Genomic DNA, 13238 nt, shown 5'->3' on the forward strand with positions numbered 1-13238 from the left:
CCCTCACTGCTAACCCCCACGCTGTGATGTTCGTCTCACTGGAAGCGAAGTGGAAGGGACGAAGGTCACACAAGTAGTGGCCCCTGGGCTCAACCCGCCAGCGGGTCGTGCTGAATGCGCTCGGGCGGTGCACCCTTGGCGATCAGTGCCTCTCGGGTGGCGCGGACCATGGCGGGCCCGCCGCAGATCAGGATTTGGCGATCACCCCACCCGCCGTACTGGGTGACGACCTGCGGCAGTCGTCCGGTCTGGCGCACATGCAGCCCGCGGGGCGGCTGGACGTCGGGATAGTCGGCCGCCCACGGTGGGTCGCCGGCGTAGTCCGATACCGGCGACACCGAGAGCCACGGATTGGACGCGGCGATCTCCCACAGGGTCCGCAGGTCGTAGAGCTCGCAGGGATAGCGGGCCCCGAAGAACAGATGAACCCGGGGGTTCTGGCCGAACCGGCACAGGTCCATGATGATCGCCCGCAGCGGCGCCAGCCCGGTGCTGCCCGCCACCATCAACACGTCGCCGGCGTCGCGGTCCACCTGCAGCCCGCCGTGCGGGTTGGACAGCCGCCAGCGGTCGCCGGGCTGGGTCTCGGCGACCAGCGAGTTGCTGACCATGCCCCCGGCCACGGAGCGGACGTGGAACTCGATGAAGCCCTCCGGGTCGGCGGGCATGGCCGGGGACAGGTAGCGCCAGCGCCGCGGCCACTGCGGGATCTGGACGTTGACGAACTGGCCGGGGTGATACGGCATCGGCCGGTCCAGGTGCAGGCGGATGACCGCGAGGTCGCGCGAGACCCGGTGGTGTTCCAGGACGGTGCCGTCCCACCACGGCGGGCTGTCCTCGGCATCGGCGGCACCGGACATGATGCCGGTGATCAGGTTGATGGCCTGAGTGGCGGCATCGTCGACGGCGGCGGTCCAGCTGTCGTTCAGATGGCTACGCATCGTGGCATACCATGCGCGACGCATGCTGTCGTAATGCTGTTGTGTCACACCGTATTTACGGTGGTCTCGGCCCAGCTGGGCGAGGAATGCGACCGGTGCCTGCGCGCGCTGGGCCACGAACTCACCGAACACCCAGTGCATGGCCTGCCCGAACGCCACGCGCTGGGGACCCAGTTCCGGTGGAAACAGGTCCCGCACCTCGGCGTCCAGGGCGAACCACCGGAGGTAGAGGCTGCGGATCAGCTCGTCGGAGCCGGCCCGGGGATCGAGGGCAGCCTGCAGCACCCGCAGCGCGTCACGATCCTCGAGGCCCACGGCGGCGAGTTTATGCGCGCCTGCGCACTCCGGCGATCACGATCAGCGCCAACCCGGCCAGCGCCCAGCAGGTCAGCACGACGACGGCGGCCCCCGCCCCCGCCCCGGAGAAATACGCGGTCGAGCGCAGCAGGGTGGCGTTGGCCCCCTGGGGCAGCAGCTGGCCGAACGCGCCCCACCCGCGAGGCAGCATCTCCGGTGCGCTGCTCAGCCCGGACAGCGGGTTACCCACCAGGACCGCGATGGCTGCACCGGCGCCCAGCCCGATCCGCCCGAACAGCGAGCCCAGACCCAGGAGAACCAGCCCGGTGGCTAGCGCACCAAGCGTCAGCCCCGCCGTCACCCCGAGCGCGTTGTCCTCGATGGAGCCCAATACGCAGGCCAGCAGCGCGGCGATCGTGGCGGCCGCCAGCGCCGCCGCCGCCACCAGAGCACCCAGCCGCAGCCATACCCGGTTGGGGAAGACGATCAGCAGTGCCGCGGCGGGAAGCAGGCCGGCCAGGGTCAGCGGCAGTGCCGCGGCGGCCACGCCGCCGCCACGCGGGTCGCGGCCGGGCAGCGGCGCCAGGTCCTCGGTGTGCAGCCGGGTCCCGGTGCGGGCGGCCAGTCCGCTCCCGACCTGGGTGAGCAGTTGGGACACCACCGGGCTCGCGCCGGTCGCGACCAGCAGGGTCGGACCATCCGGGGTCAACCCGAGGCCGCCGTAGGCCCTCCGGTCGCGGATGGCCTGGCGTAGCGCTGCGGCGTCCGGATAGCCGGTGACGGCGAACCCGTCGGGAGTGACCGCGTCCAGCTGGGCCGCAACCGTGCCGGCCAGCGGTGCCGGCCCGACGACACCGATCGGCAGCTCGTGCGGTGCGGAGCGCGCGGCGGGCAGTGCGAAGGCCAGGAAGACGACGCCGAGCAGGACGGTTACGGCGACGACGAGGCGGGCGGCGCGGGCGCCGTCGGAGCGCTCGCCGCCGGTGGTGGGGGTGGCGTGCCGAGGTGGTGTCTGAGTGGTCATCGGATACCCCTTTTTCAACACTCAGTGAATTGGTATCGACAGCGTAAGGGGGCGTCCAGAATAATTCAACATCTAATGAAATGTTAGTGTCGGCCCATGGCTCCAGCGGTGTCCCAGGCCAAGCGCCGCGGCCGGCGGCAGGGCGAGCCGGTCTCTCGTGAGACTGTCCTTGCCGCGGCCAAGCGCCGCTTCGCCGACCAGGGCTACGAGAAGACGACGCTGCGGGCGATCGCCGCGGATGCTCACGTCGACCCGTCGATGGTGCTGTACCTGTTCGGATCCAAGGCCGAGCTTTTTCGCGAGTCGTTGCGCCTGATCCTGGATCCCGACGCTCTGGTGGCGGCGATCGGAGACGGCGATGAGCGGGACCTCGGCATGCGGCTGACCCGGGTCTACCTGCAGATCTGGGAGCAGCCCGACAGCGGCTCGTCGATGGCGGCGATGCTGCAGTCCGCGACGTCGAATCCCGATGCCATGGAAGCATTCCGGGATTTCATGCGGGGGTACGTGCTCACCGCGGTATCGGCGGCACTCGGCGGCGGCCCCGACACCGCATTGCGGGCCATGCTGGCGGCCACGAACTTCGTCGGCACCGCCATGCTGCGCTACGTGCTGCGTTTGCCGCCGCTGGCGGACTTGTCCGCCGACGAGGTCGCCGAACTGATCGCGCCGAATGTGCAGCGCTACCTGACCGCCGACGCGGCTGAGCTGGGATTGCCCGCCGCCTACAGGCCGTGAATTCCCTTGTACAGCACCATCAGACCGATGACGACAAGGATCACGGCGACCAGCGTGGCGTGCTGGGCCTCCATCCAGTTCTTCAGCTTGGTCAGCGGTTCGTCGAGTTTCTCGCCGGCCACCAGGTAGGCCAGCACCGGTAGCGCGACCGATGAGGCGGCGACGGCGGTGAACACCGCATCGGCGGTCCAGGCTCCGGTGGTGCCCAGGCCGGCCGAGCCGATCGCCAAACCCGCTGCGGCGCACATGAACAGCACCTTGGGGTTGATGATCACCAGGGCGATCGCGGTGCCGAAGGCGCGACCGGGGCCGATATTGGTCATCGACGTCATCCAGCCCGGGGTGTGTGCCGAGCGATTGCGGGTGAACCAGCGGTACAGCCCGAACACGATCAGCGCCGCGCCGATCGCGATGCGGACATACGGTGCCCACGCCGGCTGCTTGTTGAGACCGCCGAGAGCGTTGGACACCAACACGAAGCCCGCCGTGAGGCCGCCGATGCCCACCACCCAGCCCACCAGGAAAGCCAGGCTGGTCGGGCGCGGCGCGGGGGTGTGCAGCATCAGGATGCCCGGGATGATCGTCAGCGGGGACAGCGTGATGACCAGCGCCAGCGGGATCAACTCGGCCAGCTCCGAGCCCAGACTGGTGCTCACATGCTTCTCCTGGCGGTAGACGTCAACGTGCGGCCACGGCTGACCGTACTATCTCTGCCCGTGGCCACGGATGCCGACGAGGAAACGGGCGACGGCCGGCCCGGCAACACCCTGGTCTACGTCTCCGGGGTGGCGGCGGTGCTGCTGCTGGTGATCCTGGTGCTTGCCGTCATGGACACCGCGAACAGTTCGCGCCAGCATGCCCCGGCGCCGGTGATGCCCTCGGCGCGGACCACAGCCCCCTCGACTCCCCGTGCGCCGACGGCGACGTCGGTGCCGACCTCGTCTCCCGTGTCGACCACGGATCTGAGCCCCACCAGCCAGGCCCCGCCGTCGCCCACCGAGAGCGCGGCAGAACTGTCACCGCCGCCGGAGTCGTCGAGCACGACGCCGGAGACCACCGTGACGATCTCCAACCCGTACGCCACCACGTCGCCGCCCAATGCCGGGGCCTACTGATCTGGCGGCTCGAGTTGCGCTGCGGACGCGGTGAGTTACCGTTACCCCACTTGCAGGTATGCGCGGCAACGGGATTGACGGGAATTGACGATGACGCCCGACGAGCTGATGACGGAGGCGTGTCGGCTTGCCGTGGAGTCGGTGGACAACGGTTGGGGAGGACCGTTCGGTGCTGTGATCGCCCGGGACGGCCAGATCGTGGCACGCGGGCAGAACCGGGTTCTGTTGACCGGTGACGTCACCGCCCACGCCGAGATCGAGACGATCCGCAAGGCCTGCGCGGTGTTGAACCCCGAGGCGCCCTCGATCTCGGTCGATCGGGTCAATGAGTCGCTGCTCGAGCTTGTTCCCCGGCCGCCCGGCTCGGCCGACAAGGTTCCGATGCGCGCGAAAATGCTGATGGGACATCAGATTTACATCAGCGGTGCACCGTGCCCGATGTGCATGAGCGCCATCTACTGGGCCCGCATCGACGCCGTCTACTTCGCCAACGACCTGGTCGAGACGAGCAGGATCGGATTCGACGACGAGTTCCAGTACCAGGACTTCGCCCGGCCCTACGAGCAACGCAGTATCGCCATTCGGCAGTTTCGGCCGGATCTGGCCAAGTCCGCTTACCAGGCGTGGGACAGTCGGCCCAACAAGCACCCGTACTGACCTGGGGGCACCCGGGAAGATGAGATCCTGACGGCCATGAGCGCAGCTACCGTCGTCACGATATTTCATCCGACGAACGACTCCGCTGACTTCAGCGCGTGGGCCGCTGAGCTTGCGGCGACCGCGCCGAAGGCCACCGATGTCCGGGTGTCCGTGCTGGGGCACCCGCACTTGGACTGGGGCGTCGCGGTGAGCTTCGACAGCGAAGCCGCGTTGCACGCGTGGCTGGACAGCGCCGACCGTCAACGGTTGTTCCGCGTCGGCGAGCAGCGCGGGATTTATTGTGCCACTTCAGATCTCGTGATCACTGACGACGAGGTGCCACCCGGTGCCGGGGTGTTCCGGCACACCGTGGAGCCCGGGCGCGACGCCGAATTCGTCGCCGCCCAGGCTCAGCTGGCCCAAGTCAGCGCGAGGTTCAGCGGCTTCCAGGGGTGCTGCACGTTCGCTCCGGCCGACGGTGGAGAGTCTTTCGCGGTGCTGCGGTTTCGGACCGAACGCCAGCTCGTGACATGGCTGAGCTCGCCGGAGCGACTCGGGGCGCTGGGACCGCTGCGGTCGAGCCTGAGCCACGAGTTTTCCGTGGTCTCCTCGACGACGGCGTTCGGCGCCACGGTGCGCACCGAGAACGGGCGCACCGCGGTGACCCCGAAGTGGAAGACGGCGATGCTGATCCTGCTGGTGCTCTACCCGACGGTCATGTTGCTGTCGCGGTTCTTCGGCCCGGTGCTCAACGAACTGGGCGCACCGCCCTGGTTGGCGCTGTGGCTGAGCCAGGTGGTCAGTGTCGCGGCCCTGCAGTGGGTGCTGATGCCGTGGGCCGGGCAGCAATTTCGCCGCTGGCTCGACCCGGTCGAGGGGGCGGCCACCCGCGTCAGCGCGGTGGGCGCGGCGGTGCTGCTCGTCGGTTACCTGCTGACGCTGACCGTGTTCGCGGCCGTGCAGTGGTTGCAGTACTGGGACTACTCGCGCACCTGAGCCGATGTGAGACCCGTCACATCGGGAATCCGCTCATTGCCACCGGGCTTGAGCTGACGTAGCGAATGAGCCACCACCATGACGATTTCAGGAGGCCGTGAATGAGCGCAGGACCCTTGGCTGGACGACGTGCGTTGGTCACCGGAGGATCGCGCGGAATCGGCGCGCAGATCGTGCGGCGACTGGCCGCCGACGGTGCCGCCGTGGCCTTCACCTATGCCAGCTCGGCCGCTGACGCCGAGAAGGTGGTCGCCGACGTCGCGGCAGGTGGCGGTACTGCGGTGGCGATCCAGGCCGATGCCGCCGATGCGGCTCAGATCGCCGCGGCGGTGGATCGGAGCGTGGCCGAGCTCGGTGGCCTGGATGTGCTGGTGAACAACGCGGGTATCGCCGCCATCGGACCGATCGACGAGTTCACCGCCGAGCAGTTCGACCGCCAGGTGGCGATCAACATCGGCGGCGTGTTCTGGGCGGTCCGCAGCGCCGTCGCCCACCTGGGCGAGGGCGCGCGGATCATCAACATCGGCAGCATCAACGCCGATCGGGTGCCGGGGCCGGGGGTCTCGGTCTACGCGATGACCAAGGGGGCGGTGTCCTCCTTCACCCGCGGGCTGGCCCGCGAGCTGGGGCCGCGCGGGATCACCGTCAACAACGTCCAGCCGGGCCCGATCGACACCGAGATGAACCCCGACAGCGGTGACTTCGCCGAGAGCCTCAAGCAGGTCAGCGCGCTGGGCCGGTACGGGACCACCAATGATGTCGCCGCCGTCGTGAGCTTCCTGGCCGGACCGGAGGCCGGGTACATCACCGGTGCCAACGTCAACGTCGACGGCGGTTTCACCGTCTAGTTGCCGGTGGTGGGCCCGGGCCCGCGCGGCTTGAGCGTCCAGGCCGGCACCCAGTGCGTCACGGCCTTGCGTTTCGGGCCGTAGGCGATCTCGTAGGTCACCAGCCCCCACCAGTCGCCCTGCTCGCACAGCCCCCAGCAGCTCAACGTCCCCCTGACGACCTTGTGCATCTGCAGGCCATGGGGGTGATAACGCCCGGTCCGGTGCGGTTCCCGCGGAAACAGCACGGTCAGGTCGACCAGTACCGGCAGCGGTGGGTGCACCGGGCGGAACGGCGGCCGGACCGGCTGGCCGTTGTAGCCGATCGACGTCAGCTCACCCACCGATCGATCATATGTTCGAAACCCCGGTTACTCCAGGGTCGCGCCGAGGGCCGCCAGCCGGCGATGCATCCCGCCGTAGGCCACGGCGGTGGGGAGCAGACCCTTGTCGATCTTGGTCACCGCGCTGTAGTTGACGTCCACCACGTTGGCCAGCGGCGATCGGCACAGCTGGCTGCACAGTTGGTAGGCGTCCATGGTGCCGAGCCCGTAGAGCTCGCCGAGCCAGCGCACCATCTCGACCTGACTGCACCGCCAGGCATCCTCGAGTGGGCGTGCCGAGCCCACGGTCACCCATGCGTCGTCGTGCTCGAAGCGCGGCCAGGCCGGCGCTCCGCCCTTGATCAGGTCGACGATCAGGGTCACGTGCATCGCGCCCTCCAGCGCGGTCCCACACGTTTCGCCCTCGCCCTGGCGGTAGTGGCCGTCGCCCACCGAGAACAGCGCGCCCTCGACGTTGACGCCGAGATAGACGGTGGTGCCGGCGCGGAGCTCAGGGGTGTCCATGTTCCCGCCGAAGTAGTCCGGCACCAACGTCGTGCGGACCTCCCGCAACGCCGGCGCCACGCCGACGGTGCCCAGCATGGGCGCCAGCGGCAGATCGAGGGTGAAGTCGCTCTCGTGAGCGGTGAAGGTGGCCGTGCCCCGGTCGCGGTCGACCCGGTAGATCCAGGCCAGCTCGGGCAGCGCCGGCTGGAGCGTCGCCGTACGGTCGGTGCCGGTGAGGGCGCCGAACAGGGGGATGGTCGTCGAGGCCGCCCAGTCCCGGGCCGGCTCGATCGACACGAAGTGCAAGGCCAGGGTGTCGCCGGGCTCGGCGCCGGTGACGTGGAACGGTCCGGTCTGGGGGTTGAGCTCCTTGGTGTTGAGCACCTGACTGGGTTTGTCGGTGCTGGAGGTGACCCGGCCGGCGAAGGCGTCCTCGGTCCACAGCCGCAGTGCGGTGCCGGGGGCGACCTCCATCACCGGCTCGGCGCCGCCGAAGGTCCAGACGTACTGGTCTCGGGACGGGGTGAACTCAACGGCGCGCATCGACCGTCCTCGCGTTGATGGCACGCGGCAGCCATGCGGCGAACACCGTTCCCAGCACCAGCCACATCAGTGCCTGCGTCAGAATCGAATTCATCCGGAAGTCGGCGAGAAGCGCGGCTGGGAAACCGTGCGGAGCCTCGTCGAAATGGGGTAGGACCAGCCCGACGGCGGTCACCGCCGCCAGATAGCCCCAGACCGCGACGGTGACGGCCGTCCAGCTGCCGAGGCGCCGGCTCAGTCGCACCGCCACCGTGGCGGCGATGATCGCCAGGGCCACCGAGGCGACCAGCAGGATCAGATAGGCGGTGGTGCGGGTACCGATGGTGCCGGACATGCCCACACCGGGCGGATTGGCCGGGTACCACACGGCGGGAACCAGATTGACGGCGACGAAGCCGGCCACCGCGATCCCACTGACCGCCCACCGCAGGTCGGCGGTGATGCCACGGCGGGACGCGTGCATCGCCAGCACCGACACGGCGACCGAGAACAGTGCGCCGAGCACGATGGCGAACATCACCGTGCCGACCCCCGCGCCGACGTTCTCCTGCAGCGCGCGGCTGAAGACCTCCTGCTCGTGTGAGTGGTGCTCCGTATGGCCGATCGCGGCGTCGACCAGCGGGGAGACGAACACTCGGGCGAATCCGAACGACGCCAGACCGCTCACCAGGCCGGCGGTCAGGCCGAGGCCGATGATTCTGTTCATGGGAAAACCCTTCAGTGGCAGGGGAAGCCGAGCAGGTGCCGGGCATCGTGGACGAACTCGTGGACGTGGGTGTCGGAGCCGAAGACCGACACCGCGCCCTGGTCGAATCCGATGAAGTAGAAGGCGATCAGCGCCAGCACGACGGTGACCGTCAGCTGCAGGGCGATACCGGTGGTGGCGGTGTCGGGCAGCTCCAGCCGCGCGCCGCGCGCGGTGGCCGGTTGTCCTGTGGTCGACGACATGGGGTTCCTCTCAGTGGGGGATACTTCCAAAATGCAAATATTGCGCAAGCTCTGAATACTCGGTGGGAGCCTGGGTGGTCAACTGGTGCGAGCCGTTCTGGGAGAGACGAAATGTACGTTTAACAATCAAGGCGCCACACGTAAAACCTGTGTTACGCCTGGCGGTACGGATTGCGAAGGCGCCCAACGGCCGCGCATAGTTCCAAATGGAAGTATTACGAAAACGAACTAATGATGGGAGGGAACGCATATGCACGGTCCACACGATCTGGGCGGACGCGATGGCATCGGCCCCGTCGCCGCCGAGTTCCTCGAACCGGGAATCCCGGACTGGCGCTACCCGTTCGAAGGCCGGATGCACGCGGTGACCGCGATGGCCATCGCCAAGGGTGCCTTCAACCTCGACGAGCAACGCCATGGTATCGAGCTGATGAAGTGGAGTGAGTACCTGGACTCCACCTACTACGCGCACTGGCTGTACTCCGTCGAGAAGCTGCTCAACGACAAGGGATACATCTCCCATGACGAGATCGACGAGCGGATGCGGGAGTTGGGTCCGCCCTCGATGACGCCGCACCCGGACAAACCGGCGGAACTCTCGCCGTTCGCCCAGCAGATGGTCGACATCCTCTGGAAGGGCACCCCCCACGACCTGCCCGCCGACACCCCGCCGCGCTATGCCGTCGGTGACCGGGTCAGCGTCCGCAACATCAACGAGGTGACCCACAACCGGCTGCCCGGTTACCTGAATCGGGCCTCCGGGGTGATCGCCAAGCAGTACGGCGCCTTCCACGACCCCGCCGACAGCGCGCACAAGCAGGTGGACACCCCGCATCAGCTCTACATGGTGAAGTTCAGCTCCACCGCGCTGTGGGGTGCGGAGGCGGTCGAAGATTTCAACCTGTATGCCGATCTGTTCGAGAACTACCTCGAGCCGGCCTGAGAGTAGGAGAGATGAGCGAAATGGACTGGCTGTCTTTGTCCGACGTCGAGGCGCGGGTCAACGCGCTCGAGTCACTGATGGTCGAGAAGGGTTTGGCCGAGCACGAGGCGGTTGATGCCGTGGTGGCCTCCTTCGAGAACGACATGGGCCCGATCAACGGCGCCAAGGTGGTCGCACGGGCATGGACCGAACCCGACTACCGTGACTGGCTCCTGAGCGATGCCACCGCGGCCATCGCGGACATGGGCTTCACCGGCCTGCAGACCGAACACATGGTGGCGGTGGAGAACACCGACGAGCGGCACAACGTCGTGGTCTGCACGCTGTGCTCGTGCTATCCGTGGACGCTGCTGGGCATTCCGCCGGCGTGGTTCAAGTACCCGCAGTACCGCGCCCGGGTGGTCAAGGACCCGCGCAGCGTGCTCGCCGAGTTCGGCGTCGCCCTGCCCGAGGAGGTCAAGATCGACGTCTGGGACAGCAGCGCCGAGATCCGCTACCTGGTGATACCGCAGCGCCCGGCCGGCACCGAGGGGATGACCGCCGAGGAACTCATCCCATTGATCAGCCGTGACTCCATGGTGGGCACCGCGCTGGTCACCGGCCCGGGGAGCGTCTAGATGACTGCCGCTCTGGACCTGGCCGGATTCGACGACCTCGGCGGTGCCAGCGCGCTGCCCCGGTCCAACGGCGAGCTGATCTTCGATGCACCTTGGCAGGGAAGGCTTTTCGGCCTCGTCGTGCACCTGTGCAAATCCGGTGCGTTCGAATGGGACGAATTCAAGGCGCACCTGATCGCGGCGATCGGAGACTCCGGGATCGACGAGACCTGCGATCCGGGGGTCTACTACCGCCAGTTCGGCGAGGCGTTCTGCCGGCTGGCGGCCGAGAAGCGGTTCTTCGACGAGGGTCAACTCGAGACGCGGACCGTCGCCGAGAAGCTGCGGCTGGCTCACGATGACCATGGCCATGACCACGAGCATTGAGGCAGAAGGGAATTCGCCAATGTCGAAGGTCTCCGCGCTGGCGCTGAGCGTGGGCGTGCTGGGCATGCTGTCCACCCTGATGACCGCCACCGTGTGGAAGCTGCCGGTCTGGGTGCTGTTCCTGGCCTGGGCGTCGTTCTTCTTCGTCGGCTCGGGATTGCCGGGGTTGCTGAAGTCCGTCGCGTGCAACTGGACCGGGATCGCGATCGCCACCGCCACGCTCTACTCGGTGCACACCACCTCCAGCGCCGTCCTGCTGTCGATCGCCGTGGGGATAGGCAGTTTCGCGATGGTCCAGGTGTCCCGGCTGAGTTGGGTATCGGCAACGCCGGCCATCGTTTTCGGGTTCGCCATGACCGTGGGAACCATCGCGGCGACCGGCAATCCGATCACCACCGCCGGAGTGTCCCATCCCGCCCTGATCGCGGCGACCACCGCGCTGGTCGGTGCCGGATTCGGGGTGGCCTCGGAATGGGGTGCCGCCGCGATCGCGACGATCGCCCAGGGAACCGGCCTGCGCCGTGCGGTGCAGTGAGATAGTCTGTCCCGCAAAATAGTTGTCAACTGGAAGCGATTAACTCAGGAGCCCGGGAACGTCGTGCCGACTTCGACCAGCAATCTGGAAAGCATTGCCGAAGTGTTCTTTCGCGCCGAGCGCCGCTGGACCGAGGCGCTCTGCAGCGGCCTGCTGGACTCCGATGTCACCAGCATCGAGGGGTGGCGGGTGCTGGGGGCGCTGCGCAACGGCGACGGGTTCACCATGAGTGATATCTCGGCCGCCATGTCGATCCCGCCGCCGACCCTGACCCGCATCGTCGACAAGCTCGTCGACGGCGGACTGGTGCTGCGCCGGGTCGACGCGACCGACCGCAGGCGGGTGTTGGTGTACCTCTCGGCGCGGGGCAAGACCAAGGTGCGCCGCCTCACCAAACAGGAGTCGGCGCTCAAGGCGGCCCTGGCCGACGAACTCGGCGAGGACAACGCCGTCGCGTTCATCCGGACCCTGGCCCGGGTCGGCGAGCTCTTTTCCAGCCCGTGAACGGTCGCGCAACGCGGTAGTAACGCGATGGGCCGACGATGGTGGTCGTCGCAGTCGCGAGGCAGGTGGATGGAGGTCGACGGTGGAGCGCACAGCCGCGATCAATGTCGCCCTGGTCATCCCGCGCTCGGGCCCGGCCGGCATCTACGGACCGTCCTGTGAGGCGTGCGCCGAGCTGGCCATCACCGACCTGAACGTCACTACCGGGCTGTTGGGCCGCCCGCTGCGCCTCGTCCCGGTGGACGGCGGCCGCCCGCCCGCGGTGGTGGCCGCCGACATCGCCCGCCTCGTCGACCTGAGAGCCATCGACGCGGTCACCGGCTGGCACATCTCGCCGGTCCGACAAGCCATCGCCCGGGTCACCGCCGGGCGGGTCCCCTACGTGTACGGCCCGCTCTACGAGGGCGGGGAGCGCACCCCGGGCCTGTTCCTGACCGGCGAGACCCCGTCGCGCCAGCTGCTGCCCGCGATGGACTGGATGAAGGCCGAGCACGGCGTGGACCGCTGGATCGTGATCGGCAACGATTACGTCTGGCCGCGGCAGACCGGTGCCGCCGCCGCGGGCCATGCCCGCGCCCAGGGCAACCCGCTGGTAGGGGAGCTGTACGTGCCGCTGGGCACCGAGGACTTCTCCGCGGCGATCCGTGATGTCGAGGTCAGCGGCGCGACCGGGGTGTTGCTGCTGTTGGTCGGTCGTGACGGGGTGATGTTCAACCGGCAGTTCGCCGCGACGGGCCTGGACGCCGCGGTGCCCCGGCTGAGCCCGCATGTCGAGGAGAACATGCTGATGGCCAGCGGCAGCGAGAGCAATCGGGGGCTGTTCGCGGCGGCCGGGTACTTCGAGGCGCTGCACACCACGGCCAGCATGGACTTCGCTGGCCACTACTACCGCACCTACGGGCCCGCCGCGCCGGCGCTGAACAGCATCGGCGAATCCTGTTACGAGGCGATCACCCTGTTGATCGCCCTGGTGTCGCGGGCCGGATCGCTGGCGGTGCCGGACCTGACCTCCGCGGCGGTGGGGCTGACCTACGTCAGCCCGCGCGGCGAGGTCACCATGCGGGGCAATCAGATGAGCCAGGACATCTACGTCGCCGAGGCGATCGACCTGGATTTCGAGATTCGGGCCCGCATCTCGGCGGCCTGAGCGGCGCGACGACGCCCCGGGCTCTCTGGACGAGCCGAGGGGGTCAGGATGGCAGCTGGACCATCAAGACCGTGGCCACGGCCACCAAGAAGGCGACGCTGGTCTGCGACCGGATCCATTTTGGTGCCAAAAGCCTCTGGGGGCTGCGCGGCAAATTCGCTAAACTTGAGCGGAACAGACTCAAGATTGACGACGTTGTAAACCTCGACAAGTTTTTCTAGACGAAAC

19 protein-coding genes are annotated in these 13238 nt (G+C 68.1%); 12 read left to right on the forward strand and 7 right to left on the reverse strand.

Going from position 1 to position 13238, the window contains the following annotated elements; translation table 11 throughout:
• Positions 1–89 precede the first annotated feature (89 nt).
• Both ADBZ9K_RS25875 and ADBZ9K_RS25880 read right to left on the reverse strand, forming a co-directional pair.
• Positions 90–1256 (reverse strand): FAD-binding oxidoreductase, encoded by a 1167-nt coding sequence (locus tag ADBZ9K_RS25875; protein ID WP_526625102.1) that lies wholly within the window; start codon positions 1254–1256, stop codon positions 90–92.
• 10 nt (positions 1257–1266) lie between these two features.
• Positions 1267–2262 carry an ABC transporter permease gene (locus ADBZ9K_RS25880; RefSeq protein ID WP_526625104.1) on the reverse strand — a complete coding sequence of 332 codons (996 nt, stop codon included), beginning with the start codon at positions 2260–2262 and terminating at the stop codon, positions 1267–1269.
• Positions 2263–2358: 96 nt separating this feature from the next.
• On the opposite strand from ADBZ9K_RS25880, the gene ADBZ9K_RS25885 reads away from it, so the two are divergent.
• Entirely contained in the window at positions 2359–3000 is a 642-nt protein-coding gene (locus ADBZ9K_RS25885; protein ID WP_526625105.1) for a TetR/AcrR family transcriptional regulator, read from the forward strand.
• Here the strand turns inward: ADBZ9K_RS25885 and ADBZ9K_RS25890 are convergent.
• Positions 2988–3656, reverse strand: a complete 669-nt coding sequence (locus ADBZ9K_RS25890; protein ID WP_526625107.1) for a GAP family protein — start codon at positions 3654–3656, stop codon at positions 2988–2990. The two genes, ADBZ9K_RS25885 and ADBZ9K_RS25890, sit on opposite strands and share 13 nt — an antisense overlap.
• Before the next feature lie 60 nt (positions 3657–3716).
• On the opposite strand from ADBZ9K_RS25890, the gene ADBZ9K_RS25895 reads away from it, so the two are divergent.
• The 4 genes from ADBZ9K_RS25895 (at position 3717) to ADBZ9K_RS25910 (ending at position 6598) form a co-directional block, all read left to right on the forward strand.
• Positions 3717–4115: a hypothetical protein gene (locus ADBZ9K_RS25895; protein WP_526625109.1), complete on the forward strand. Its 399-nt coding sequence runs from the start codon at positions 3717–3719 to the stop codon at positions 4113–4115.
• A gap of 90 nt (positions 4116–4205) precedes the next feature.
• Positions 4206–4772: a nucleoside deaminase gene (locus ADBZ9K_RS25900; protein WP_526625111.1), complete on the forward strand. Its 567-nt coding sequence runs from the start codon at positions 4206–4208 to the stop codon at positions 4770–4772.
• Between the two features lie 36 nt (positions 4773–4808).
• Positions 4809–5750, forward strand: a complete 942-nt coding sequence (locus ADBZ9K_RS25905; protein ID WP_526625113.1) for an antibiotic biosynthesis monooxygenase — start codon at positions 4809–4811, stop codon at positions 5748–5750.
• 101 nt (positions 5751–5851) lie between these two features.
• On the forward strand, positions 5852–6598 hold the full coding sequence (locus tag ADBZ9K_RS25910) for an SDR family NAD(P)-dependent oxidoreductase (protein WP_526625114.1): 747 nt from the start codon (positions 5852–5854) through the stop codon (positions 6596–6598).
• Here the strand turns inward: ADBZ9K_RS25910 and ADBZ9K_RS25915 are convergent.
• The 4 genes from ADBZ9K_RS25915 to ADBZ9K_RS25930 are packed head-to-tail and all read right to left on the reverse strand — an operon-like array spanning position 6595 to position 8898.
• A complete protein-coding gene (locus ADBZ9K_RS25915) occupies positions 6595–6921 on the reverse strand; it encodes a hypothetical protein (RefSeq protein WP_526625115.1) in 327 nt (108 codons plus the stop codon). The genes ADBZ9K_RS25910 and ADBZ9K_RS25915 overlap by 4 nt on opposite strands.
• Positions 6922–6948: 27 nt before the next feature.
• Positions 6949–7950, reverse strand: a complete 1002-nt coding sequence (locus ADBZ9K_RS25920) for an acetamidase/formamidase family protein (RefSeq protein WP_526625116.1) — start codon at positions 7948–7950, stop codon at positions 6949–6951.
• Positions 7937–8656, reverse strand: a complete 720-nt coding sequence (locus ADBZ9K_RS25925; RefSeq protein ID WP_526625117.1) for a CbtA family protein — start codon at positions 8654–8656, stop codon at positions 7937–7939. The genes ADBZ9K_RS25920 and ADBZ9K_RS25925 overlap by 14 nt, the downstream gene beginning before the upstream one ends.
• A gap of 11 nt (positions 8657–8667) precedes the next feature.
• Positions 8668–8898: a CbtB domain-containing protein gene (locus ADBZ9K_RS25930; protein ID WP_526625118.1), complete on the reverse strand. Its 231-nt coding sequence runs from the start codon at positions 8896–8898 to the stop codon at positions 8668–8670.
• A gap of 250 nt (positions 8899–9148) precedes the next feature.
• Here ADBZ9K_RS25930 and nthB point away from each other — a divergent pair, with 250 nt between their 5' ends.
• The 7 genes from nthB (at position 9149) to ADBZ9K_RS25965 (ending at position 13231) form a co-directional block, all read left to right on the forward strand.
• Positions 9149–9841: a nitrile hydratase subunit beta gene (gene nthB / locus ADBZ9K_RS25935; protein WP_526625119.1), complete on the forward strand. Its 693-nt coding sequence runs from the start codon at positions 9149–9151 to the stop codon at positions 9839–9841.
• Positions 9842–9861: 20 nt separating this feature from the next.
• Positions 9862–10458 carry a nitrile hydratase subunit alpha gene (gene nthA / locus ADBZ9K_RS25940; RefSeq protein WP_526625639.1) on the forward strand — a complete coding sequence of 199 codons (597 nt, stop codon included), beginning with the start codon at positions 9862–9864 and terminating at the stop codon, positions 10456–10458.
• The gene (locus ADBZ9K_RS25945; RefSeq protein WP_526625120.1) at positions 10459–10824 is read left to right on the forward strand and encodes a nitrile hydratase accessory protein; all 366 of its coding nucleotides are present in this window, start codon (positions 10459–10461) and stop codon (positions 10822–10824) included.
• A 19-nt stretch (positions 10825–10843) separates the two neighbouring features.
• Positions 10844–11359 (forward strand): DUF1097 family protein, encoded by a 516-nt coding sequence (locus tag ADBZ9K_RS25950; RefSeq protein ID WP_526625121.1) that lies wholly within the window; start codon positions 10844–10846, stop codon positions 11357–11359.
• A gap of 63 nt (positions 11360–11422) precedes the next feature.
• Positions 11423–11863, forward strand: a complete 441-nt coding sequence (locus ADBZ9K_RS25955; protein ID WP_526625123.1) for a MarR family winged helix-turn-helix transcriptional regulator — start codon at positions 11423–11425, stop codon at positions 11861–11863.
• 82 nt (positions 11864–11945) lie between these two features.
• Positions 11946–13010, forward strand: coding sequence for a substrate-binding domain-containing protein (locus tag ADBZ9K_RS25960; RefSeq protein ID WP_526625125.1), 1065 nt, complete (start codon positions 11946–11948; stop codon positions 13008–13010).
• A 71-nt stretch (positions 13011–13081) separates the two neighbouring features.
• Positions 13082–13231, forward strand: coding sequence for a hypothetical protein (locus tag ADBZ9K_RS25965; protein ID WP_526625126.1), 150 nt, complete (start codon positions 13082–13084; stop codon positions 13229–13231).
• Positions 13232–13238: the final 7 nt, after the last annotated feature.

It is taken from the genome of Mycobacterium sp. (assembly GCF_965229265.1).
Taxonomy (GTDB): Bacteria; Actinomycetota; Actinomycetes; order Mycobacteriales; family Mycobacteriaceae; genus Mycobacterium.